The organism is Flavobacterium hankyongi (assembly GCF_036840915.1).
In the GTDB taxonomy this organism is placed as follows: Bacteria; Bacteroidota; Bacteroidia; order Flavobacteriales; family Flavobacteriaceae; genus Flavobacterium; species Flavobacterium hankyongi.
Genome location: NZ_CP085725.1, coordinates 1280986 through 1306058 on the forward strand (window position 1 = coordinate 1280986; position 25073 = coordinate 1306058).

16 protein-coding genes are annotated in these 25073 nt (G+C 31.6%); 5 read left to right on the forward strand and 11 right to left on the reverse strand.

Annotated features, from left to right (window positions below):
• Positions 1-2: 2 nt before the first annotated feature.
• Positions 3-326 (forward strand): DUF4870 domain-containing protein, encoded by a 324-nt coding sequence (locus tag LJY17_RS05900; RefSeq protein WP_264542916.1) that lies wholly within the window; start codon positions 3-5, stop codon positions 324-326.
• A complete protein-coding gene (locus tag LJY17_RS05905; RefSeq protein ID WP_264542917.1) occupies positions 326-976 on the forward strand; it encodes an alpha/beta hydrolase in 651 nt (216 codons plus the stop codon). Before LJY17_RS05900 ends, LJY17_RS05905 begins: the two co-directional genes overlap by 1 nt.
• Positions 977-1008: 32 nt before the next feature.
• Here the strand turns inward: LJY17_RS05905 and LJY17_RS05910 are convergent, their stop codons facing one another.
• Both LJY17_RS05910 and LJY17_RS05915 read right to left on the reverse strand, forming a co-directional pair.
• A complete protein-coding gene (locus LJY17_RS05910) occupies positions 1009-1476 on the reverse strand; it encodes a hypothetical protein (protein WP_264542918.1) in 468 nt (155 codons plus the stop codon).
• 1 nt (position 1477) lies between these two features.
• Positions 1478-2242, reverse strand: a complete 765-nt coding sequence (locus LJY17_RS05915; RefSeq protein ID WP_264542919.1) for an MBL fold metallo-hydrolase — start codon at positions 2240-2242, stop codon at positions 1478-1480.
• Positions 2243-2325: 83 nt separating this feature from the next.
• Between LJY17_RS05915 and LJY17_RS05920 the strand changes: the two genes are divergently transcribed.
• Positions 2326-3801 (forward strand): TonB-dependent receptor, encoded by a 1476-nt coding sequence (locus LJY17_RS05920; protein WP_264542920.1) that lies wholly within the window; start codon positions 2326-2328, stop codon positions 3799-3801.
• A gap of 35 nt (positions 3802-3836) precedes the next feature.
• On the opposite strand, the gene bcp is transcribed toward LJY17_RS05920, so the two are convergent.
• Positions 3837-4289 carry a thioredoxin-dependent thiol peroxidase gene (bcp, locus tag LJY17_RS05925; RefSeq protein ID WP_264542921.1) on the reverse strand — a complete coding sequence of 151 codons (453 nt, stop codon included), beginning with the start codon at positions 4287-4289 and terminating at the stop codon, positions 3837-3839.
• A 63-nt stretch (positions 4290-4352) separates the two neighbouring features.
• Between bcp and LJY17_RS05930 the strand changes: the two genes are divergently transcribed.
• The gene (locus LJY17_RS05930) at positions 4353-5009 is read left to right on the forward strand and encodes an endonuclease III domain-containing protein (RefSeq protein WP_264542922.1); all 657 of its coding nucleotides are present in this window, start codon (positions 4353-4355) and stop codon (positions 5007-5009) included.
• Between the two features lie 217 nt (positions 5010-5226).
• Here LJY17_RS05930 and LJY17_RS05935 read toward each other — a convergent pair whose 3' ends face one another.
• The 8 genes from LJY17_RS05935 to LJY17_RS05970 all read right to left on the reverse strand — a co-directional run bounded on the left by LJY17_RS05935 (position 5227) and on the right by LJY17_RS05970 (position 22107).
• The gene (locus LJY17_RS05935) at positions 5227-5811 is read right to left on the reverse strand and encodes an RNA polymerase sigma factor (protein ID WP_264542923.1); all 585 of its coding nucleotides are present in this window, start codon (positions 5809-5811) and stop codon (positions 5227-5229) included.
• 368 nt (positions 5812-6179) lie between these two features.
• Complete coding sequence (locus LJY17_RS05940; RefSeq protein WP_264542924.1) at positions 6180-8819, reverse strand: beta-1,3-glucanase family protein; 2640 nt, start codon at positions 8817-8819, stop codon at positions 6180-6182.
• Positions 8820-8864: 45 nt separating this feature from the next.
• Positions 8865-11153, reverse strand: a complete 2289-nt coding sequence (gene bglX, locus LJY17_RS05945; RefSeq protein WP_264542925.1) for a beta-glucosidase BglX — start codon at positions 11151-11153, stop codon at positions 8865-8867.
• Between the two features lie 97 nt (positions 11154-11250).
• The gene (locus tag LJY17_RS05950; RefSeq protein ID WP_264542926.1) at positions 11251-12906 is read right to left on the reverse strand and encodes a glycoside hydrolase family 16 protein; all 1656 of its coding nucleotides are present in this window, start codon (positions 12904-12906) and stop codon (positions 11251-11253) included.
• Positions 12907-12911: 5 nt separating this feature from the next.
• Positions 12912-14465, reverse strand: a complete 1554-nt coding sequence (locus LJY17_RS05955; protein ID WP_264542927.1) for a hypothetical protein — start codon at positions 14463-14465, stop codon at positions 12912-12914.
• A 55-nt stretch (positions 14466-14520) separates the two neighbouring features.
• Positions 14521-15999 (reverse strand): RagB/SusD family nutrient uptake outer membrane protein, encoded by a 1479-nt coding sequence (locus LJY17_RS05960; protein WP_264542928.1) that lies wholly within the window; start codon positions 15997-15999, stop codon positions 14521-14523.
• Positions 16000-16009: 10 nt separating this feature from the next.
• A complete protein-coding gene (locus LJY17_RS05965) occupies positions 16010-19057 on the reverse strand; it encodes a SusC/RagA family TonB-linked outer membrane protein (RefSeq protein WP_264542929.1) in 3048 nt (1015 codons plus the stop codon).
• A 251-nt stretch (positions 19058-19308) separates the two neighbouring features.
• Positions 19309-22107 (reverse strand): helix-turn-helix and ligand-binding sensor domain-containing protein, encoded by a 2799-nt coding sequence (locus LJY17_RS05970; protein ID WP_264542930.1) that lies wholly within the window; start codon positions 22105-22107, stop codon positions 19309-19311.
• Between the two features lie 165 nt (positions 22108-22272).
• On the opposite strand from LJY17_RS05970, the gene uvrA reads away from it, so the two are divergent.
• On the forward strand, positions 22273-25059 hold the full coding sequence (uvrA, locus tag LJY17_RS05975) for an excinuclease ABC subunit UvrA (protein ID WP_264542931.1): 2787 nt from the start codon (positions 22273-22275) through the stop codon (positions 25057-25059).
• Positions 25060-25073 lie beyond the last annotated feature (14 nt).

A 25073-nucleotide genomic window follows, 5' to 3' on the forward strand; every position in this document is an offset into this window, starting at 1 on the left:
TCATGCATACAATTGAAGAAGGTAAGAATACAGCAGTAATTAGCTATATTACCATTATTGGAACTGTCATTGCCATTTTTATGAATAATGAAAAGAAGAATCCATTTGCTTCATTTCATATCAGACAAGCTTTAGGGATTAATCTAACCTATTTCTTTTTAGGATATTTTATTGGTTACTTTGATAGTTGGTTAGTTTCATCAGCCTTTTGGACTTTTATATTTATACTTTGGTTGTATGGCTTCTTAGGAGCTTTACAAGGAGAACAAAAAATTGTACCATTAGTTGGTGAATGGTATCAAAAAATATTTCAAAATTTAAATTAATGCAATTTTCATTACATCACTTAGTTAGAGAACCTAAAGTAAAACTTGATAAAAACCCGCTTCTTTTATTACTTCATGGATACGGAAGCAACGAAGAAGATCTATTTTCATTCGCTTCAGAACTACCAGACGAATATTATGTCATTTCAGCTCGTGCTCCATATGATTTAATGTATAATGCCTATGCTTGGTATGCAATAAATTTTGATGCTGATGAAAAAAAGTTCTCAGATTTAGACCAAGCGAAAACATCTCGTGATTTAATTGCTAATTTCATTGATGAATTAACTGCTAATTATGCAATAGATTCTCAAAAAATAACATTAATTGGTTTTAGCCAAGGATGTATTTTAAGTTATGCTATAGCCCTTTCTTATCCCGAAAAAGTACAACGTGTAGTGGCAATGAGTGGCTATTTTAATGATGATATTGCTAAAGATGAATTTAAAAGCAATGATTTTTCTAATTTAAAAATATTCGCATCACACGGAAATGTTGACCAAGTAGTTCCTGTCGAATGGGCACGTAAAGCAAAACCCGTTTTGGATAGTTTGCACATACAAAATGTGTATAAAGAATATCCTGTTGGACACGGAGTTGCTCCTCAAAATTTTTATGATTTTAGAAATTGGTTAGACGAAACTAAATAATAAAAAAGGACTCATCTTGAGTCCTTTTTTATTTAATTCTGCGGATATAAAAGAGTTTCGGCAGGTTCAAATGTTACTTTACCATCTTTTTCAATAAAGTATTTAAAAATTACTTCTCCCCAACCAGTTGGCCCTGTAAAATCAGCAATAATCCAGCGATGGTTTAAAAAACGAACTTTATTAATCGACATTCCTTCGTAAGAAATTAATGGATTACCTTCTGGATTATTATTATATTCCAATAACTGTTCCTTAATTTCTGGCATTAATTTATTTACATCATAATCTTCAAGGTAGTCGATAGCTTTATCGTTGTGGGCAAGCGAAAAATAATCTCCTTCTTCCTTGTCTGCAACAATTTTAGTGATACTATCTTTCATTTTTGTTTTATAACTCTCAAAACGTTCATTTTCAAAGTTGAATTTTTTTGAGGAATACATCAACTGAAAAATGTTTACCAAAACGGAAAATATAAATCCGTATAAAATTAATTTCTTCATTTTAAATAGTAAGTATTAAATTATCATAAGCCAAATAAACATTTTCGGGCAATTTTTGTTGCACTTCTTCATGGAAACCTAAAACATGACTTATATGGGTTAAATAGGCCTTTTTGGGTTGCACAATTTTAATAAAATCTAAAGCTTCCTGCAAATTAAAATGTGTAGGATGAGATTCTTCACGTAATGCATTAATAACCAATACCTCTAATCCCTTAAGCTTCTCAATTTCGCTGTCCGAAACTTCCTTCACATCAGTCAAATAAGCAAACTTATCAAATCTGTAACCAAAGACTTGAAGGTTTCCATGCATCACATCAATTGGAATAATCTCTTTGTTGGAAATAAAAATGTTTTGATTATTAATAACTTCTATTGGAAAAACGCCAGGAGCTCCAGGATACTTGTTCTCTGTTTCAAAAATATAATCGAAACGTTTTTCTAAATTTTTTAAAACCCTGCTGTGAGCATAAATTGGAATTTCGCCTTGCTTAAAGAAAAAAGGACGAATATCATCTAGTCCAGCAGTATGATCAGAATGTTCATGAGTAAATAAAATAGCGTCGATATGTTGACAATTTGATGTCAACATTTGTTGTCTGAAATCTGGGCCACAATCTATCACAAATGAAAGATTGTCCCATTCTACCCAAACAGAAACACGTAATCTTTTATCCTTATAATCAGTACTTTTATTAACTAAATGCTGACTTCCTATTACTGGAATTCCTTGTGAAGTACCTGTACCTAAAAAATAGACTTTCAAATGCTTAATTTTTTCTCAAAATTAAAGATTAATTTGATAAAAAGCCCTTCGTTTTATTAACTTTGCAAAGTAGTACCCCAATAATGAGAAATCTAGAGAACGAAATTAAACTAAAAGGAGACAAAGTTATTGAAACAATCCCTTCAATAACTGATAAAGCATTACGAATAAATCTAAATGATAACATCTACGGAACCTTTGCCGAAATTGGTGCCGGACAGGAAACTGTACGTCATTTTTTTAGAGCTGGTGGTTCTTCAGGTACCATTGCAAAAGCGATGTCTGCGTATGATAAAGATTTTAGTGATGCGATTTATGGTATTGAAGATGATGGACGTTACGTTACGGAAAGTCGTTTAAGAAAAATGTTAAACCATGAGGTTGAACTAATTGAAGAGCGTTTAAAAAGAGAAAAACATCCTTCAAAAATGTTCTTTAGCTACGCTAATACAGTAGCAACCATTGATTTTGCTAAACAATATAAAGGACATGGATGGGTTGGAATAAAATATCAATTAGAAGCTGATGAAGCCTATAATGAAATTATAATACACATTCGCTTTAAAGAGACCGATGCTAAACTTCAGCAAGAGACATTAGGGAAATTAGGTGTAAACTTAATTTATGGTGCTTTTTACAAGTATAACGATCCTAAACGTTTGTTACGTTATTTATATGATCACTTAGATAAAGATCAGTTAGAGATTGATACTATCAATTTCTCTGGGCCACGTTTTGCTGAAGTAGACAATCGTTTAATGAGTTTACAGTTAGTAAAAAATGGAATGACTGATGCAGTTATGTTCGATCCAACTGGTAAAAATATTTTACCTGCTGCTGTATTATATAAAAAGAATATTTTAGCCCTTCGCGGAAGTTTTAGACCAGTTACAAAGGTCAACATGGATATGTACGAGAAATCGCTACAAATGTTCCTAGAAGAAAATAAAGTAAAAAAAGAAAATACACTAGTTGTTTTTGAAATTACACTATCAAATCTACGTTCTGATGGAGAAATTGATGAGAGAGACTTTATGGATAGAGCAGAATTACTTTGTTCGTTAGGTCAAACTGTAATGATTTCAAACTTCCAAGAATATTTTAAAGTAGTTGAATATTTTTCAAATTACTCAAAAGAAAGAATGGGACTTGCATTGGGAGTTAACAATTTAATTGACATTTTTGATGAAAAGTACTATCGTCACTTAAGTGGGGGAATCCTTGAAGCATTTGGAAAATTATTCTATCGTGATTTGAAAGTATATCTATATCCTATGGAAGATGAAGATGGTACAATTTTAAACTCACAAAACCTTAAAGTACATCCACGTATGAAAGAGTTGTACAAATTCTTCGCATATAATGGAAAAGTAATTGATATAACTGATTTTGATAAATCACATCTTAAAATCTTCTCAAGAGAGGTTTTAAAAATGATTAGTAAAAATAAAACTGGTTGGGAAGAAATGTTACCTGAAGGTATTGCGGAAATGATTAAGAGAGATCATTTGTTTGGATATCAAGAAACCACAAATTCTCTAGAAAAAGAGATTGTATAAAATAAAAAAGCCATTCATTAAGAATGGCTTTTTTGTTATTTTAAAATCTGTTTTGAATGTTCTTTTGTATTTACTTTCTCAATAATATCTTCAATGATTCCTTTTTCATCAATTACAAAAGTAGTTCTATGAATACCATCAAATTCTCTTCCCATGAATTTTTTAGGTCCCCAAACACCAAAAGCTTCAATCACCTTTTTATCAACATCTGCCAATAAAGAAAAAGGCAATTCGTTTTTTTTAATAAAACTAGATTGCTTTTTTGCTGTATCTGCACTTACACCCAATAATTTATAACCTTTACTTATAAACTCTGAATAATTGTCTCTCAAATTGCAAACTTCAACGGTACAGCTTGGCGTACTAGCTGCTGGATAAAAGAACACTACTAATTTTGAACCTTTATAATCATTCAGAGAATGATTTTTTCCATCTTGATCTACTGCGGAAAAATTTGGAGCCTTATCACCTATTTTTAATGTTGTCATTTTTAAAATTAATTTTTAGGAGTTTTTCTATTTAGTTTTTAGATTTACCAAAATTAAACTAAAATGACTAAAAAAGAGAAAATTCAGTTTGTAATTGACACACTTAATCAACTATATCCTGAAATTCCTATTCCATTAGATCATAAAGATCCATATACATTACTCATTGCAGTCTTATTATCTGCTCAATGTACAGATGTTAGGGTTAATCAAATAACACCTCTTTTATTTGCTAAAGCAGACAATCCTTATGATATGGTTAAATTATCTGTTGAAGAAATTAAGGAAATAATAAAACCATGTGGATTATCACCCATGAAATCGAAAGGCATATATGGTTTATCTCAAATCTTGATCGAAAAACACAACGGACAAGTTCCACAAAGTTTTGAAGCCTTAGAAGAATTACCAGCTGTAGGACATAAAACAGCAAGTGTGGTTATGAGTCAAGCGTTTGGTGTTCCTGCCTTTCCTGTAGATACTCACATTCATCGTTTAATGTATCGTTGGAATTTATCTGATGGAAAAAATGTTCAAAAAACTGAAGCTGATGCCAAAAAAATATTTCCTAAAGAATTATGGAATGATTTACATCTTCAAATAATATGGTATGGACGTGAGTATTCACCTGCCCGAGGTTGGAATCTTGAAAAAGATATTATTACAAAAACAATTGGAAGAGCTTCGGTGCTAAAAGAATACAATAAAAAAACGCCCTAAAAAAAGGGCGTTATTCTAGCTCAATTTACAACTATCTCAAAGTTTTCTTTCGTTGTAGTTTTAACTATTCGTACTGCTTTTGAATAGTTTAATATAAAATCCACTGTTTCCTTTTTTGGTAACATCTCTTGGGTTTCATTTTTTTTCTTAGTGTAGAGTTTTGCCATATTTAATTTTTGAAATTTTAAATATAACGCATCTCTTAAAATTATATTGTCTAATTTGTCAAAATAATTTGATTTTTTTCTATAATCTTTCTCAAATTTAAAACTGCATAACGCATTCTACCTAAGGCAGTATTAATACTAACGTCAGTTAAATCAGCAATTTCTTTAAAACTAAGATCCTGATAAATACGCATTTCCAATACTTCTCTTTGATCGTCTGGAAGTTCGTTAATTAATTTAAGTAAATCAGACTCTACTTGTTCTGTAATCATTTGCCCCTCAATATTAGGACTGTTATCCATTAAAATCGAAAAGATAGAAAATTCATCCGAATCACGATACTTCGGCATTTTTTTGTCTCTTCTGAATGTATCTATAATCAAATTATGAGCAATACGCATAACCCAAGGTAAAAATTTGCCTTCTTCATTATATGAGTTCGATTTTAAAGTTTTAATTACCTTAATAAACGTATCCTGAAATATATCATCTGATAAATCTCTATCTAAAACTTTAGAATAAATAAAACCATAAATTTTAGATTGGTGTCTGTTAATCAAAACAGCCAATGCGTTTTCATTACCATTAATGTAATCTCTAACTAATAAAGCGTCTGGGAGTTGATTTGTAGCCATAACAATACTTTTTAGATTGGGTTAATCATTAAAGAGAATTTTCTCTGAAAAAGTATTTTTATGTTATAAGCGTTTGTTTTGGTGTTATGTGCCAAATTTAATGCATTTTATTTTAGAAATGCAAAATTTATCTAAAAAATTAACATTTGTAAGAAAATAAAAATTGAAAATAATAGTTGCAATAGATTTTAAAATTTAATTTCAAATGCCATTTTAGAGTACTAATATGCCTAAAAATGGTAAACTAAAATAAAGAAAAAGTAATTTTAGCTACTTAAAATAAAATTATAATCATTAAAAAAAGCGTCCGATAAAATCGAACGCTCAAAAGAAAACTCAAATAGTAACTGATCAAGTTATATTAAATTTTATTTTTTCAAAAATCGTTTAGTAGCTTTATTGTTAGCATCTTCTATTATGACAAAATAAACTCCTGATGACAGACTTGAAACATCAAGACTATTTTGAGACATAGTAGTCTTTAAAATAACATTCCCTGATAAATTAACAATAGATAGTTTTTTGTCACTAACATCTTTTGAAAAGAATAAATAATCTGATGTAGGATTAGGGAAAATTGAAAAATCAACTTCACTATCTTTATTTACTTCAAGAATTATATTTTCACTGATTCGGGCAGTAGACACTTTAGTAATTCTAATCCAATTAATATTTACCCCTGAAGTTTGAATAAAAATTCCAAAATTATATGTTCCTGCGTTCACATTAACGGTATGTGAAATGGTTTGCCAATTTTGCCATCCTCCAGTATTTGGTACATTTAATGTTCCCAAAACTATTGATCCTGCATTTAAATCAGATGAAATTTTGGCTCCCGTTACAGCACTTGCTACTCTATATTCTATTAAATATGGGCCTGATGTTGGGAAATTAATGCTATTATAAGCCATCCAATCACCAGTATCACAATAGCCAACATTTGAACCTCCTCCGGCATCTGTAGTAGCTTCAACTTGTATTCCACTCATAGCAGAATAATTCTCAGCCTGAATTAAATTTGAATTCACAACAGAAACTAATTTCCAATGTCCACTAGATTGATTCACATTTTCCCATTGCTGAACATTACCTCCATTTGCAGTACTAAATCCAGCAACCTCAACCAGCTTACCACTATGTTTAGCAATAATTTTATAATATCCGTCACCTGTTGAAACTAAAATAAATTGTTGATTTGGTGTAGCATTATAAGGATACTGCTCAACATTAGCTCCATTAGCGACATTAAAATTATTGACATCTAAAGATTGTCCACTATGATTTGCTATTATCTTGTACAATCCATCTCCTAAATGAGTAAAAGTAAATTTTTGATTGTTTCCACCATTAAATGTTCCTTGAGCCACATTTGCTCCATTAGCATTACTAGCACCCAATACGTCCATGTATAATCCGCTATTACGATTTTGTAAATGATAAGTAACATTTCCTACGTTAGTATCTCCGTTTGGTAAAACTCTCATTGAGGATACCTTATCATTCCAAGTTGAATTAAAACAAGAAGAATCTGAGGTTAATGTTGTAGAAGTTCCTGTAAAATTATCATCCATATATAAAATAACTTTAAAACCTTGCGTTATTTTTAATGAAGAAATGGCATCATTTCTAACACCTTTTGCTTGCAATGCAGCAAGATTATAATCACCAATACCAAATCCAGCTGAGAATCCAGTAAAATTACAATCATCATATGATGTTATGATTCCAGTGGTAGCAGGAACCGAGGGATTTGTAATACCAACATATCCTCCAAAAGTTGCGATCACTTTTGTAGGTTGCGGTGTATGTAATGAAGGTGATTGATCTGCAACATCATCATAGGCAAAACCGTAAGATAAATTATCTAAACTAACTCCTGATAAGTGCCAAAATTTAGCATAATGATTCATTGGATTTGCTTTATAAAAATTAGGAGCGTCGTACCAATTTTGTTGACCTGGATTTGATGTTGTCACATTCACCATGTGTCTGTTTATAGCTGCACAAAGCTGCGCTTGAACTACTAAATCTAAATCTCCATCAACTAATCTTCTATCCAAAACCCCTTTTCCTTCTAAGACTTCCTGTGTTGACGGTCTGTATTGTACCCTTCCTGTGCGACCAACAAAACCTCCCGATTGTCCCACTACTTCTAATTGTTCGCCAATTATCCTTCCTTTAAAAACACCTGCATCACCTGCATAAAATATTAAATCCTCATTTTTATATTTGTTCCAAATGGCATCTACATATGATTTCATATAATTTGCATAAGCACCAGAACCTTCGGCAAAAGCTGGGGTTTTTGAAGGGGCAGTAATTTCACCGGTAGCATCATTAACACAACCTTGAAACTCAGCAGAAACATTAGTTTTAAACAAAGCAACTATTTCGCTTTGCGTTTTATATTCTCCGACCTTTTTTTGATACCCATTTGTACCAAATAACTCAAGTCCGATAGGATATTTGAATGAGTCTACACGTGTAGGATTTCCAAAGAAACCGTATTGATTATTTGTTAACTCAATCATTTCATAAAGGATTCCATTATTTGGATCAGTAGGGTTTAAAGGATTATGTCCTGCATAACCAGATGGAGCACCTGAAGATCCAAAGAAATATAAATACATTTGAGATCCTTTTGAAATAAATACTCTACACCCTGCAATTAAAGGTAAAGTGAAAGTCTTATTAGGGATTTCACTTAGTTTAGCAAAACAATTGGCATATCTTCCATTGCCTCCTGGACCTAAATTACCATTAGGTGTGGGACCTTGTACAGTGTTGTAAGAAGCATCCATAGGTAAAATTTGACTTGTTCTTGGATTTACCCAAATGTGATTACCTGTATTTATGTCTTTCCCTACAATGGCAACATAAATGTCTGCGTCGTTAAATGGTGAGTTATTACTAACCGTAAAAGGGATTGCTCCTTGCGCAAAACCCATTGTGCTCAAGAACAGTATTTGCAATACTGCGAGAAGCTTGAAATAAAACATTCTTTTCATAATTTTTAGTTTAGGTTTATTTGTTAATTGGTATTTGATTTTGGTTTATTTAAATTGAAAATCTTTTTCTAAAACATCCGCAGAATTTGTCCCCACAAATACTTTGAAATCTCCTGGTTCTGCTTCCCATTTAGCATTAGCCGTATAATACTCTATCATTTTCTCATCAATAGTAAACTTTACTTTTTGAGACTGATTAGGCTCTAAATCTATCATTTCGAAACCTTTTAGTTCTTTTACAGGACGAGTGTAGCTTCCTAATAAATCTCTTATATAGAGTTGTACTACCTCTTTCCCTTTTACCTTTCCCGTATTTTTAACATCAACAGAAACTTCAATTTTTCCATTCTTAGAAAAAGAATTTGAGTTTAACGTTAAGTTTGAATATTCAAATTTTGAATAACTCAAGCCATATCCAAATGGATAAAGAGGAGTATTTTTTTCGTCAATATAATGTGACCAAAAAACACTTTCTGGTTCGTTCATAATTGGTCTTCCTGTATTCTTATGATTATAATAAATAGGAACCTGGCCAACATTTCTTGGAAAAGTTATGGGTAATTTCCCACTAGGATTATAATCTCCATATAAAACCTCAGCAATTGCATTACCCGATTCTGTCCCTAAATGCCAAGCTTCAACTATAGCTGGAATATGTTTGTCGGCCCAAGGAATTGCAAGAGGTCGGCCATTGTTTAAAACTAAGACTATGTTAGGATTTACTTTGTAGATTTCTTCCAACAACTCTTGCTGTACTCCTGGTAACGTAATATCTGCTCTACTTCTACCTTCTCCAGATTGTAGTCCGTGTTCGCCTAAAACCATGATTACAACATCTGCATTTTTGGCTGTTTTAATGGCTTCTGGAAAACCACTTTTATCAGTCATATTGATTTTAGTTTCCCACATAAATTGGGTTCTTCCAACAGCTACATCAACTCCTTTTGCATAGGTTATTTGATTTCCAGTGTATTTTTTTAATCCTTCTAATACAGAAACTGCTGTTTCATCGTCGGCACCTATTCTCCAGCTGCCAAGTGGACTGGTCTTATCATTTGCCAAAGCTCCTATGACTGCAATTTTTTTCCCTTCTTTAGGAATTGGAAGTAGTTCGTTTTCATTTTTTAAAAGGACTATCGATTTTTTAGCTATGTCTAAAACATCTTTATGAAATTCTTCCTTACCTATGGTTTCCTTTTCACGAACTTCATCACAATATTTATAAGGATTTTCAAATAATCCCAATTCAAACTTTACTCTTAAAATTCTTTTAACAGCGTCATCAATAATAGTTTCTTTTACTTTTCCTTCCTTTACTAATTGCGCTAGATTTTCTACATAAGCATACGATTCCATATCCATGTCCGAACCAGCATTTGCAGCTATTTCTGCAGCTTGTTTACTGTTTTTTGCATAACCGTGTGCAATCATTTCGTTTACAGATCCCCAATCTGAAACAACAAAACCTTGAAATTTCCAATTCCCTTTCAAAATATCTCTTTGTAAAAAAGAACTACCGGTAGCAGGAATACCATTTAGTTCATTAAATGAATTCATGAAAGTTTTAACATTAGCATCAATTGTTGCCTTAAAAGGTGGCAAAATCACATTTTGCAAAACATCATCACTTGTAATTACTGTGTTATAATCTCTTCCAGATTCGGCAAAACCATATCCAGCAAAATGCTTAGTACAAGCCAAAATATTTTTATTTGAAGTTAAATCTCCTTGAAAACCTTTAACTCTAGCAATTGCTATTTTGCTTCCTAAAAAAGGATCTTCGCCAGCTCCTTCCATTACCCTACCCCATCTTGCATCTCTTGTTATATCTACCATTGGAGCAAAAGTCCAGTTTATTCCAGTAGAAGATGCTTCTTCAGCAGCAATTTGAGCTGATTTTTCAATCGCCTCTAAGTCCCAGCTTGCAGCTTCTGCTAATGGAATTGGACTGATTGTTTTATATCCGTGAACAACATCAAATCCAAAAAGCAAAGGAATTTTTAAACGTGTTTCTTCGACTGTAATTTTTTGGAGTACTCTCACTTCTTTCACTCCTTTTACATTAAGCATTGCCCCAACCCAACCTTTTTTTAGGTTTTCATATTTTTGAGCAGCTGATCCGTTTTTTGGTACAGGTCCCGTAACATCAAAAAAGCCATTATATTGATTCATTTGACCTATTTTCTCTTCCAAAGTCATCAAATTCAAAAGCGAATCGACTCCTTTTTCAATACTCGTTTGCTTATTATTGATAAGTATTTCTTTAGATGATTTACAGTTCAAAAACAGTAAAGCAACTATCAAGGAAACATATCTCAGTTGATTAAAATTCATTTATGGAGGTATTTTTTGGTATAACCCAACCTCAAAGAGATTAGAAAAGAATCTAATCTCTTTGTAACTAGTTGAGAAACAAATTGAATGAAAAATATTATTGATAGACTTTTACATAGTCTATTTCATAAGTAGATTGTGTAAAATTAGGATCGATTGCACCTCCAAAATTACCTCCCATTGCGAAATTTAACAGTAAGAAGAAGTTTTGGTTAAATGGCAAACTACCTGTGTTAGTAAACGAATGGAACTGAACATTATCTATATAAAATTTAATTGCTGTATCTGTCCAAACCATTGAGTATTCATGAAAAGCGGATGATACTGTAGCATTTATTGTATTTCCAGAAACACCATTACCACCAGAATGACCAGGATAATGCAGTGTACTAAATATTTTATTTTGCTGATTACCTACATGTTCCATTATGTCTATTTCTCCACAATCAGGCCAAGGAACAGAAGTTATATTACTACCTAACATCCATAAGGCCGGCCATGTACCACCTCCAGAAGGTAATTTTGCTCGCATCACTACTTTTCCATACTTAAAGTCAAACTTTCCTTGTGTTTTTAAACGTGCCGAAGTGTATGCTGCTCCATTAAAATTTTCTTTTATTGCAGTAATTTTTAATGTCCCTCCAGAAATTGAAACATTATTTGAACTTGTTGTATAATATTGAGCTTCTTGATTACCCCATCCATCATTTCCAGGACCTCTTCCAGTTTCTAATACCCACTTACTGGCATCAGGAGCACCATCTACATTAAATTCATCTTGCCAAACTAAATTTGTAAAATTGCCTCCTTGACTTGGTGGAGAAGTTGTAAATATATGATACCACGCAATACTATTATCATTACCCATTACTACTCTAACAACCATTCTGTTATCTGTAATTGATAATATTTCGTATTTAGATTGACCTATGTAATACCCCATAAATCCACCATCAGAAAAAGTCATTGTAGTCCCTCTAGTAGCAGTAGGATTTGTGGTTGTTAAAATAGAATCTGATGGACCTAATAAAACATTCTTTGTACCAGAAGTATTGTAAGCATAACAACCATCACTAGTTGAAGTTGCTCCTACAACGCTATTAAACGCTACATTAAAAAATGTTTTCCCTTGATTATTTAGTGTATACTTTAAGCTATTACCGTCCTTGATAAAAGTTAATTCATTGTCGTACAAACAACTACTTTCAGGAGAATTTGCTTTTTCAAATGGAGCCGCTGCATACCAAATAGGTGAACTGTTTTGAGCTGGATTATCATTGTTTGGTCCAACTCCTAAATGACCTGCTTCTGCAGCAGCCCAATACCATTTTTTTGTGCTTCCACCAGTTAACTTTTGCAAAGCATCTGGATCAGAAAAATCACTACGAACGGTTACATCAATAGTTTTAGAAGAAGAAACACCCCCTGTACCACTAGCTAAAACTGTAACTTGGTAAGTATTAACCCCAGTTATATTGAATCTTTTTTGGTACTTTCCACTTTGTACACTTTGTGAGCTACCGTCACTAAATATGTATTTATAATTTAATGAATTACTGGCAGTTGCTGTAAAATTAACTAGTCCTGATCCGTCTCCATCAGGATGAGTAGCATCTTTACCTACAATTTCTGCTACAATATTTAAATTTTCAGGAGTTATTATGTCTCCAAAAGAATTATCATCTTCTTGACAACCTCCTATAATTAGTAACGAAGAAATAGCTACTAAAAAAGTATATACATAATTTTTCATAATTTCTAATTTGAAAGTTTTAAATCATCAAAATAATAATTTTCACCTGTACCTGACGTTCCGAAGTTAAAAAACAGTACGAGTCTTTGGTAGTCATTTGAACTATCAACACCTGTAAAATCATAAGTTAATTCTTCCCAGCCATTTGCAATTGTTGTATTAGCTGTACGCTCAACATTTATAGATCCATTACCTAGATTCTCAAATTTTAATAAAACAGGTATTCCAGATTGTGGCGACCAAACTTTGATCTTGATTTTTTTAAGATTTGTAAAGTCAATTGGCTCTGCTAAATCGATAAATGAACCCGCCCAAGTTTCTGTATTACTAGGCTTAGTAAATTGTGCCACTTTTGCACTAACATTTATGCCTGTAACAGATGGATTATTAGCAACTCCAGTTCCTGCTCCACCAAAGTTTGAAAATGTGTAGGTTAAGGAATTATCTTCAAAAGTTAATGGAAACTCAACTTGACTATTTGAATTGGTTTGTTTGATGTCATCAAAATAATAATTAGCTCCATTTCCAGAATTACCAAAATCATAGAAAATCACTAATTTTTGGTAGGAATTTGTTGTACTAATAGGAGTAAAATCGAAAACTAGAGTTTCCCATGAATTTGCAACTGTAGTTGGTACGTCAACTTCGTAATTAATATTAGCATCCGTTAAATTTTCAAGTTTCATTTTGATAACCGCTCCAACAACTGGAGAATATGATCGAATTCTTATCTTTTTTAAAGTTGTAAAATTAATTGGTTCATCTAGTTGCAATAATGAACCTGCCCATACCTCTGAACCAGATGCTTTTTGTAATCTTGCTACTTTTGAACTTGGATTATATGTTGTTATAGAAGGATTATTAACTACTGTAGAAGTTGCACCACCAAAATTTACAAAATCATAATTTAGTATTGATGAATCAAAGTTGATAGGTAATAACAATGGATTGAAAATATTTATTTGTTGTGTAGTTTCTGTAGTAGCTAAACCTCCACTATGCGCCACTATTCTCAAAGTGTATGTTCCAATACTAGCGTAAACATGAGAAATAGTTTGTCCTTCGTTAAATTGTTGAGGTACTTCATTTGGAACATCACCAAAATATACATCAAAATAAGTCTCAAAATTAGCTTTTGCAGTAACATTTAATTTAAAAGGGTTTCCTGCTTCCTTTTCAGCTGTTACTATCAAATTTGTTGGAGCAACAAAAGTAACGGTAAGTAATTGTGTATATTCTGTAGTTTTACCATTTAAATTAGTTGCTATAATTTTCACTGTATATTGACCTTCAGCATAAGTATGCTGAGCACTGGCACCTGGAGCTACTATTTGGCTTTGATTAGATGCATCTCCAAAAAATACTTGATATGAACTAACTCCTTCTCCATTTGGCCTTATTGTTACCTTTCCTGTATTATCATTAGTAATTAAAAACAATGCAGAAATATTACTTGGGTCTTTTGCAGAATTAAGATAATCGAAATTATCTTCATCCTGAGAGCAACCAACAAAAGCTGCAATCAAGATGATGTAAAGTATATATTTAATTTTTTTCATAAGCTTATATTTTAAATGCTCTGTAGTTTGTAACTAAAGAGTAAAATTCGAATTATTAATATCCTTGATTTTGACTCCAGTTTCCAGCAGAAAATTGAATTTCTTCAATAGGAATTGGGAATACTTCGTTTTTATTAGCCGTAAATCCTGGGATAGTTCCAGCAGCTTTTCCTGTTCTTACCAAATCAAAAAAACGATGACCTTCTCCCATTAATTCTACTCTACGCTCTGCCAAAATAGCATCTGTAAGAGCTGCTCCTGTTGAGTTTATATTATGGCCTGTATTTCCAAATGCTCTACTACGAACTTGGTTTAAATACAAACGGGCTTTTCCATCATCAATATTTCCTCTATTATAAGCTTCAGCAGCCATTAATAAAACATCGGCATAACGAATAGATCTATAATTATTCGGATTTGTTAAATTCAAATCACCTTGAGCATCATTACTTCTTTTTCTTGGTAAATATTTACGATTAAAATACCCTGTATGCTCATTACCTACACCGTAAGTAGCTCCAGTACTGTTTGCCCAAGCTTGTATATCGAGAATTGCAACATTTTTTCTATTATCACCACTTTCAAAAGCATTTGCTGCTTCCTGAGTAGGAACGTTAAAACTAAAACCTGATGTAAATAAAGTACCCGAATAGTTTCTTATCCCACTAAAACCAACTGCCACATTTCCTTCACTACATTGCAAACATCCAAATCCAGCTCCTTCAGATTCTACATATTGAACTTCAAAAACAGACTCAGGTCCATTTTCACCACTATTTTCAAAAATGGTATTATAATCTGTTACCAAAGAATAGGCGTTAGAATCAATAACATCATCTAAAACATCAGCCGCTTGGGTAAACTTATTTTGAAATAAGTAAGCTTTGCCTAATAAAGAAAGCGCCGCTCCTTTTGTTATTCTTCCTTTTTGAGCTTGAGTTTGTGGTAAATTTTGAGAAGCAAAAATTAAATCTGCTTCTATAGAGGCATATACATTAGCGACTGAAGATCTAGGAATTGTCTTTTCATCACCTAATTTAAAACGCATATCCCCTTTTAAAGGAATTCCTCCAAACCATTTAACCAATTCAAAATGAAAATATGCTCTAAGGAATCTTGTTTCTGCAAGAATTTTTTCTTTTCCTGCGAAATCAGTTTTATCCTTAAACTCTAAAATGTAATTTGCTCGCTGTACACCTGCAAAATTCCAATCCCAAATGTTTTTTAAATTACTGTTAACTGGTGTGTGAATCATATCATCAATTTGTTGAAAACCGATAACATCTGTTGGACTTTCTCCTCCACACAAAGTATTATCTGAAGCAATTTCTCCTAAAATAACATTTACGTATGTAGATTGCAAAATATCATATACTGCAATTAGAGCCTTTTCATACTCTTCTTGAGAATTAAAATAATTTTCTGAGTCTATTGAATATGCTGGTTTTCTTTCAACAAAATCATCTGAGCATGAAATCAGAATTACAGAAGGAATTATTGCAATAAGTAATCCTATATATATATACTTTTTCATTTTTAGTTTTTTAAAAATTAACATGTATACCAAACATGTATATTCTAGGTAATGGGTAAAATCCAAAATCAATACCTCCTGATATAGGATCTCCTGAAGATGCTCCTGGATTATAACCTTTATATTTAGTGAATGTGTATAGATTATTTACACCTGTATAAATTCTAACTTTAGTAATACCTATTTTTTCAGAAAAATCTTGTTTTAAAGTATAGCCTAATTGTACATTTTGAATTCTTAGATAAGAAGCATCTTCAACAAAAAAGTCAGAAAAAACATTATTAGCAGTTGCTGCTGTAGTTACTCTTGGCACTGTATTACTGGTACCTTCACCTGTCCATCTATCTAAAACATAATCTAATCTATTAGCATCTGAAAGATTTCGCTCATAGTTACGTATCATTTTGTTACCTAAAGAAGCAAAACTATATGCTGATATATCAAAACCTATATAATTTGCCTGAATATTAAAGCCCATTGTAACATCTGGTATAGGACTTCCTAGATCTGTTCTGTCATTTGTATTAATAACTCCGTCATTATTTATGTCAACATAGCGGATGTCTCCTGGTTGTGCAACTGCTCCTAGAGCTATTTGTGATGGATGAGCATTCACCTCGTCTTGATTTTGAAAAATTCCAGCAGTTTTGTATCCATAAAAATACCCCATTTCATGACCTACTTGCATACGAGTTGGAATTGGTTGACTCACTCCAAAAGCTCCTTTTTCAAAATACCCAGTACCATTATTAACAGCCATAACTTCGTTTTTTAAAAAAGTAGCATTATAACCAATACTAAAATCGAAGTTTTCAGAAGCTTTATTTTTATAATTTATTGCAAATTCTAAACCTGAGTTTCTAACATCTCCAGCATTAATTGTTGGTGCTCCACTTCCGGGAGCTCCAGTACCATTAATACCTGATACAGGAACATTTTTAATTAACAAATCTTTTCTATCATCAATAAAATAATCAGTTGTTAAAGACAAATTTTTGTTTAAAAATTCAAAATCTAATCCTAAATCGAGCTTTCTAGCTTCTTCCCATTTAATATCTGGATTAGGAATTATTCCTCCAGCAGTTCCGTTAGTTAAGGTATCATCAAAAACATAAGTTGCTTCACCATTTAATACTCCTAAATAAAGGTTATTATCTATTTGATCGTTTCCTAATGATCCATAACTAGCTCTAAACTTTAAAAAGTTTAAAAAATTTGATTCTTTCAAAAATCCTTCTTCTGAAATTACCCAACCTGCTGTTGCAGAAGGAAAATAAGCCACTGCATTATTTGGGCCAAATTTGGTTGACGCATCACGTCTAATCATAAATGATAACAAATACTTCTTTTTAAAATCATATTGTAATCTTCCAAAATATGATAATCTTCTTTCATCATAATTATAAGAACTATTAGGCTTAGAATCACTAATTCCAGTAGTTAAGCTAATGTCTGCAAATTCCCATGAGTTATTAGGGACATCAAAACCTGTTGCAAATAATCCATTGCCATATTCTTTAAAAACTGTTGTTCCAAAAGTTGTTGTAAAATTGTGAGCCTCTTCTGCCAAACTGAAGGAATATGTTCCATACAAATCGAAAGAAAAATTATTATCGTTTACGCTTCCTTGAGTCACTGAACTTCGGTTAACATCAAATACTTTTCCACCATAACTGATCTTTTTATTAAAAACCTTTGATTTACTATTTGAAGTATTAAATCCAAATGAGCTTGACACTTCAAATCCTTTAAATACTTTATAGTCTAAACCGACTTTACCATTAATTTTTCTATACTTATAATCGTTATAAGTATTAGAAATTTGAGCCAATGGATTGATGATTTCATTCCCTAAACCAGTTGTATTAGGTACTAAAGTATAATCTCCGTTATTATCATAAGGAGTTAAGGTAGAAGGTACATTTAGTGCATTAAACAAAACAGAACCAAGTCCGTTTTCGTTTAATGTATTTCTACTAAATTGTGTATAGATAACATTTGAATTGAATTTGATTTTTGAACTCAAGTCAGTGTTAAGTCCAATTCTAGCAGTGTTTCTTACAAAACCAGATTTGTCTTTTCCTACAATGCCTTCCTGATCCAGATTTGAAGCACTTAATGTATATCCTATTTTTTCTGAACCACCAGAAAGAGAAAAATCATGATTTACAATAGGTCTTTTGGAGAATACTTCTTCTTGCCAATCTGTTCCAGCTCCTAAATTTGAAACATTTGGATAAGGTAATACTTGTCCTCCATTAGCATAACGCTCATTCAATAGAAGAGCATATTCAGTCGCATTTAAAAGAGGTAGCTTTCTTGATGTTTCTTGAATTCCTAAGTAACTATTATAAGAAAACTTAGTTTTAGAATTCTTTTTTCCTGATTTTGTTGTAATTAAAATGATACCGTTTGCACCAATTGTTCCATAAATAGCTGCTTGAGCGTCTTTTAGAACAGTAATAGTTTCAATATCACTTGGGTTTAACAAACTTAAATCTCCTACATAACCATCAATAATTGCTGTTGGAGCATTTTGTCCGTTAGTTGCAATTCCCCTAATTCTTATATCCAAAGCTGCTCCAGGAGCGCCTGATTGAGATGTTACATTTACTCCCGAAACTGTCCCTTGTAAAGCTTGTTCAACTTTTATAGGCTTAAGATTTTCAATTGTTTTTGAATCAACAACGGATACAGCACCAGTAACTTCCTTCTTTTTTTGAGTTCCATAGCCAATAACTACGATTTGTTCTAAAGTGTTTTTATCTTCTGTTAAATAAATATTCAAATTCCCTTGATTATCAGAAATTAAATATTCTTGTGTTTTAAAGCCCAAAAAGCTAACTACTAAAGTTTCACCTTTAGCAACTCCTTTTAAAACAAAAGTCCCATCAAAATTTGTTGTGGTAGATTTTTGTCCGTCTTTAATTTTAATATTGGCACCAGTAATAGGAATATTAGTTCCTTTTTCTTTTACTGTACCACTTACATCTATGTTTTGTGAGAACCCAAATGTTGAAATGAGTAAAAAATAAATTAATAAATAGTTTGACTTCATATTAGTGTGATTAGTTTGAAGTTAAAATTAGATTTATCTATTAATAAAAAGTTAAAAAGAACCCCTACAAAAAACATACACCATAAAAAAATATACAATTTTTTATCAATTTCTTAAAAAAAATTAGCTTTTATAAGGAATTTTAATCGGTACAAAAACTCAATAAAAAATAATTCCAAGAATTTATTTGAATCCTAAAAAACCAAAATGTTGAGGTAATGTATAGTTTTTGAGTCTCTGTTTGTTAAGTTTTATATGGACAAAATATACTCTACTAAACCTTGTTCGTGTGATAAATCCATTTTTTTACGCAAACGATATCGTTTAATTTCTACACTACGAACAGAAATATTTAAAAGTGGAGCTATTTCCTTTGATGACAAATTCAATCTCAAGTAAGCACATAAACGTAAATCGTTGGGAGTGAGAAGCGGATGCGCAACCTTAACTTTCTTCAAAAAGTCCTTATCAGCACTATCAAAGGCTTCTTTAAATACGTTCCAATTATCTTCTTCCTTGATATTTTGATTGATTGTCGTAATAACAGATTTAATATTTTTATCGCCAACTTCAGTGGTTTTCTTTAAATCTTCTTTAATCATTGATAACAATTCATTCTTCTTGATTAAATTCATTGTAGAAACGGCCAACTCCTTATTTTTTGCATCAAAATCACTAGTCAATTGCTCATTTCTAATTTCCATTAATCTTCTTTCGTTCTCAAGCTCCTGAATTTCAAGCAAACGATTGTTCTCTTCAATTAATTTCTCTCTTTGATTATTATAATAATTGCGGTAAGCTTTATTGATTAAATATGCCCCAACGCAGAGGATAATCAAATAGATAAATTTTGCAAGATTTGTCCAATACCAAGGTTTAAGAATAGTAAACTTGTAAATTGCAATATTGGCTGGCGTAGAATTGGCAATTTTGGCTCTTACTTTAAATGTATAATCTCCAGGTGACAAATTCTTAAAATTAATTGACGATTTAGAATTCCATTCACTCCACTCGTCTAAAAGTCCTTCCAGTAAAAACTGATATTCTGCATTTATATACTTATTATATTCGGGAACAGTGAAACTAAAGGTGACATTATTTTCAGTGTGTGCAAATTCACCGTTATTATAAATAGAAGCATTTATGGGACGTTTACTTAATTTGTTAACTGAAATGTTGGAAATACTTACATCATAATTTTTAAAACTTAAACCATCTAGATTAATTATATAGTATCCATCTGTAGTTCCTATTAAATACTTAGAATTAGATAACTGGCAAATATTTTCGTATCCCGACATCGAATTTGTCAAAGAAGCTGGAATAGGTATCGTATTTTCTCTGAGTTTATAGTTCAATTTGTTTAAAGAGAAATAATGAATGTAATTTTTAGAAAACAGCCATAGTTTGTTTGAATTATCAACTATTAAATTTCCAGAAGTATATTCGTCTTTTTCAAAAATTGAGCTTAATATTTTATCCTTTTTAAACTCTTTACTTTTATTATTGAGCTTAAAAATTCCGTTTTTATAGGCATAATAAATTTCATTATTATATTTTATAAGTGCTGCATTTTTTCCTTTACCAGGTGAAGAATAGGTGTATAATGAATTTGCTTTTTCAAAATTTTTGTCGACTTTAAATCTGAATATTCCTTTGTATTCATGTGAAACATAAACTTCGTTGGCATTATTTATCTCTAAATGTCTCGACGAATAATTAAATCCATCTATTTTATTCTTAAAAGTCCATTGATTACCTATTTTTTTTAATACTGAAACGCCAAAATAATTTCCTTGCAACAACATATCACTTCTGTGAGGAACTTTTACAAACTTCCATGTACCTGATTCTCTGAAAATATTTTTAGCATTCTCGCCATTAATGATAAACGTTCCAAGATTATGTCCGCAAAAAAGAGTTCCATCATACTCAAACAATGACCACACCTGTCCCTTAGTACCTGAAATAAACTTAAATTGATTTTTAGTACCAAAATCTTTATAAAACAATCCTTGATTAGTTCCTATATAGAGTTTGTTTTTATACAATTGTGAAACATATACAGTTCCTAATATTCCTGTATTATCTGCATAACTTTTGATAGGTGAATTTAAATTTATACAGTTTATACCATTATCTAAGCCTATCCAAAGATTGTTATCACTATCTTCAAACAATGATAAAGCTGTATTATTGCTTAAACCTGAACTTTGGGTAATATGGTTTTGAATTTCTCCAGCTGTATTTAGTACATACACTCCATCTGAAACTGTGCCCAATGCAAAACCATTGTTAGAAAGTTTTTTTGCCGAATAAATAGTAGAAGACAACAATTCAGCATCGGCAGGAATAGAATACTTACTTATTTTACTGTTAACTAATTTATAGAATCCATTTTGTTCTGTAAGAATCAACAAACCCTCATCAATAGAAAAAACATTTATAATAACATTTTTTGTAAGCACAGGATCATTTGAAACTAATTTAGATTTTCCGTTCTCTATTTCTAATAATCCTTCATTAAAAGCATGAAAGTAAATCGAATTTTGTGTTCTAAATGTTTTCGAAATACCAGTTTTAGAAGAAATTCTATTAAATTTTCCTGTTACCGTATCATATATGTATATTGAGCTGAATGATTGAAACAAAATCCATTGATCATAATTTAAAATATTCCAAAACTGCTCGTCATCTATAATTTTATTTTTTATTTTTTTGCTTAACGAAGTATATTTTAATCTTCCATTAGATTGTCTGGCCCAATAACCAAACTCCATATAACATCCTGTATAGATTTTATCTTTAACAACGTTTACTGATCGTATTATTGATTCATTTGGAGAAGGATAAAGTGTAAAATTTGATCCATTAAATTCTAACAATCCTTCATGATTGGCAAAAAATATAAATTGCTTTTCATCTTGAGAAATCATCCAGTTTTGATTTCCTGCACCGTAACTATTTGGTGTGTATTTAACTATTGGAGGTAGTTCTTGAGAAAAACTATTGAATGCAATTATAATGAGCAGAATTGTAAACCAATTCATTTTGCCTTTGTATATATCCACGTTGATTTTGTTAGTTTGTTTAGTTGTTTGAAGTAAAAATAACTTTTTAAAACTATTATTCAAAAAAAAGTAATTTAGTATAACATCAGGTTAATTAAAACTAATACGAAATAGTTACCTTTGTAAAAAAGGTTATTTTCTTATATGCTTACAGATATTTCAACTCTTGAACCTAAGAAAAACATTCTTATAAAAGGTGCTCAAATTCATAACTTAAAAAACCTTGATGTAGCCATTCCCCGAAACAAACTGGTGGTTATTACGGGTTTGTCAGGTTCTGGAAAATCAAGTTTGGCTTTTGACACTTTATATGCCGAAGGTCAACGTCGTTATGTAGAAAGTTTATCAAGCTATGCCCGACAATTTTTAGGACGTTTAGATAAACCAAAAGTTGATTATATAAAAGGAATCGCTCCTGCTGTAGCTATCGAGCAAAAAGTAAATACAACTAATGCCCGTTCGACAGTTGGTACTTCGACTGAGATTTATGATTATCTAAAATTACTTTTTGCCCGTGTTGGTAAAACCTACTCTCCCATTTCTGGACTTGAGGTTAAAAAGAATACTGTTTCTGATGTTATTAATGATGTCAAATTGTTTGATGAAAATAGCAAATGGTTACTTCTTTCTCCAATTCATCTAGAAGAAGGAAGAGATCTTGAAAACAAATTAAAAGTCTTATTACAACAAGGTTTCATTCGTATTTTAGTAAACAACGAAATGATCAGAATTGATGAAATTGAACAACATTCACTCAACAATAAAGATGTTTTATTAATTATTGATCGTATTGTTGTTAAGAACGAAGAAGATTTTTACAACAGACTAGCCGATGCCACTCAAACTGCTTTTTACGAGGGGAAAGGAATTTGCTATCTTCAAGAGTTAAACACCAATAAAAAAATTGTGTACAGTTCAAACTTTGAACTTGACGGATTAACCTTTTTAGAGCCAAACATTCACTTATTCAGTTTTAACAATCCTTATGGCGCCTGCCCACAATGTGAGGGTTACGGAAACATCATAGGAATTGATGAAGATTTAGTCATCCCAAACACTGCTCTCTCAATATATGAAAACTGTATTGCTCCTTGGAAAGGCGAAAGCATGAGTTGGTACAGAGATCAATTAGTAAATAACAGTCATAAATTTGATTTTCCTATTCATAAACCTTACTTTCAATTAACAACCGAACAAAAAGATTTGGTTTGGAAAGGAAATAAATACTTTGAAGGGTTAAATGACTTCTTTAAGGAGCTTGAAGAAAAAAATTACAAGATTCAAAACAGAGTAATGCTTTCTCGTTATAGAGGAAAAACTAAATGTACTACTTGTAAAGGAAAAAGATTACGAGCTGAGACCAATAATATAAAAATTGGAGGTATCACATTATCGGAATTGGTTGATTTACCAATAAAAAAACTAATTCCTTTCTTTAAGAATTTAGAATTATCAGAATACGATCAAAAAGTTGCAAAGCGATTGCTAATAGAAATCAATAACCGATTATCTTTTTTAGAAGATGTAGGATTAGATTATCTTACCTTAAACCGAAACTCTGCAACACTTTCTGGAGGAGAATCGCAACGAATCAATCTAGCTACCTCATTAGGAAGTAGTCTGGTAGGTTCTATGTACATTTTAGATGAGCCAAGTATAGGTTTACATCCAAAAGATACTGAACGCTTAATAAAAGTATTGATTTCATTAAGAGATTTAGGAAATACTGTTATCGTTGTTGAACACGATGAAGACATCATGAAGGCTGCTGATATGATTATTGATATTGGGCCTGAAGCGGGGTCATATGGAGGTGAACTGGTAGCCCAAGGGACTTATGATGAAATACTTCAATCAAATTCTTTGACAGCTCAATATCTTAATGGAAAATTAGAAATTGAAACACCTAAAAAAAGAAGAAAATTCAAGAATTTTATTGAAGTAAAAGGCGCACGAGAAAATAACCTTCAAAACATAGATGTTACTTTCCCGTTAGATGTGTTAACGGTAATCACTGGAGTTTCTGGTTCAGGAAAAAGTACTTTAGTCAAAAAGATATTGTATCCTGCTATGCAGAAGAAATTGGAAGGTGTAGGTGAAAAAGCAGGCCAATTCACTGATATGGAAGGAAACTTTTCTCACATAAAACATATAGAATATGTAGATCAAAACCCTATTGGCCGTAGTTCACGTTCTAATCCTGTTACTTACATAAAGGCTTATGACGATATCCGAGATTTGTTTGCTAAAGAAAAATTGTCTAAAAATAGAGGTTATCAGGCTAAACATTTTTCATTTAACGTTGATGGTGGAAGATGTGAAACCTGTAAAGGAGAAGGTTCTATAAATGTTGAGATGGTTTTCATGGCCGATGTTTCTTTACCATGTGAAACTTGTAATGGTAAACGATTTAAAAAGGAAGTCCTTGAAGTACAATTTGAAGGAAAGAACATAGACGATGTACTAACAATGACTATTGATGAGTCATTGAAGTTTTTTAAGGAAAAAAATTGTGCTAAAATTGTTCAAAAACTACAACCTTTACAGGATGTAGGTTTAGGATATGTTCAATTGGGACAATCATCATCAACTTTATCTGGTGGCGAAGCACAACGTATCAAACTAGCTTCCTTTTTGGTAAAAGGAGCCACGAAAGACAAAGCACTTTTCATTTTTGATGAACCTACAACTGGATTACATTTTCATGATATTAAGAAACTACTTAAATCATTTGATGCTTTGCTAGAAAAAGGACATTCAATTATAGTTATTGAACACAATTTAGATTTGATAAAGTGTGCCGATTACATCATTGATTTAGGTCCTGAAGGAGGAGAAAATGGAGGACGACTCCTAGCCTTTGGAACTCCTGAAGAAATAGCAAAGAATGAATCTTCAGTTACTGCTAAATACCTAAAAGACAAGTTATAAAAGAAAAGCCTCAA

Excerpts from the sequence above, each read along its gene's own strand:
- LJY17_RS05920 (WP_264542920.1), top strand. The coding sequence starts at position 2,326 with ATGAGAAATCTAGAGAACGAAATTAAACTAAAAGGAGACAAAGTTATT.
- LJY17_RS05970 (WP_264542930.1), bottom strand. The coding sequence starts at position 22,107 with ATGAATTGGTTTACAATTCTGCTCATTATAATTGCATTCAATAGTTTT.
- LJY17_RS05940 (WP_264542924.1), bottom strand. The coding sequence starts at position 8,819 with ATGAAAAGAATGTTTTATTTCAAGCTTCTCGCAGTATTGCAAATACTG.
- LJY17_RS05960 (WP_264542928.1), bottom strand. The coding sequence starts at position 15,999 with ATGAAAAAGTATATATATATAGGATTACTTATTGCAATAATTCCTTCT.
- bcp (WP_264542921.1), bottom strand. The coding sequence starts at position 4,289 with ATGACAACATTAAAAATAGGTGATAAGGCTCCAAATTTTTCCGCAGTA.
- LJY17_RS05910 (WP_264542918.1), bottom strand. The coding sequence starts at position 1,476 with ATGAAGAAATTAATTTTATACGGATTTATATTTTCCGTTTTGGTAAAC.
- LJY17_RS05955 (WP_264542927.1), bottom strand. The coding sequence starts at position 14,465 with ATGAAAAAAATTAAATATATACTTTACATCATCTTGATTGCAGCTTTT.
- LJY17_RS05900 (WP_264542916.1), top strand. The coding sequence starts at position 3 with ATGCATACAATTGAAGAAGGTAAGAATACAGCAGTAATTAGCTATATT.
- LJY17_RS05950 (WP_264542926.1), bottom strand. The coding sequence starts at position 12,906 with ATGAAAAATTATGTATATACTTTTTTAGTAGCTATTTCTTCGTTACTA.
- bglX (WP_264542925.1), bottom strand. The coding sequence starts at position 11,153 with ATGAATTTTAATCAACTGAGATATGTTTCCTTGATAGTTGCTTTACTG.
- LJY17_RS05905 (WP_264542917.1), top strand. The coding sequence starts at position 326 with ATGCAATTTTCATTACATCACTTAGTTAGAGAACCTAAAGTAAAACTT.
- LJY17_RS05930 (WP_264542922.1), top strand. The coding sequence starts at position 4,353 with ATGACTAAAAAAGAGAAAATTCAGTTTGTAATTGACACACTTAATCAA.
- LJY17_RS05935 (WP_264542923.1), bottom strand. The coding sequence starts at position 5,811 with ATGGCTACAAATCAACTCCCAGACGCTTTATTAGTTAGAGATTACATT.
- LJY17_RS05965 (WP_264542929.1), bottom strand. The coding sequence starts at position 19,057 with ATGAAGTCAAACTATTTATTAATTTATTTTTTACTCATTTCAACATTT.
- uvrA (WP_264542931.1), top strand. The coding sequence starts at position 22,273 with ATGCTTACAGATATTTCAACTCTTGAACCTAAGAAAAACATTCTTATA.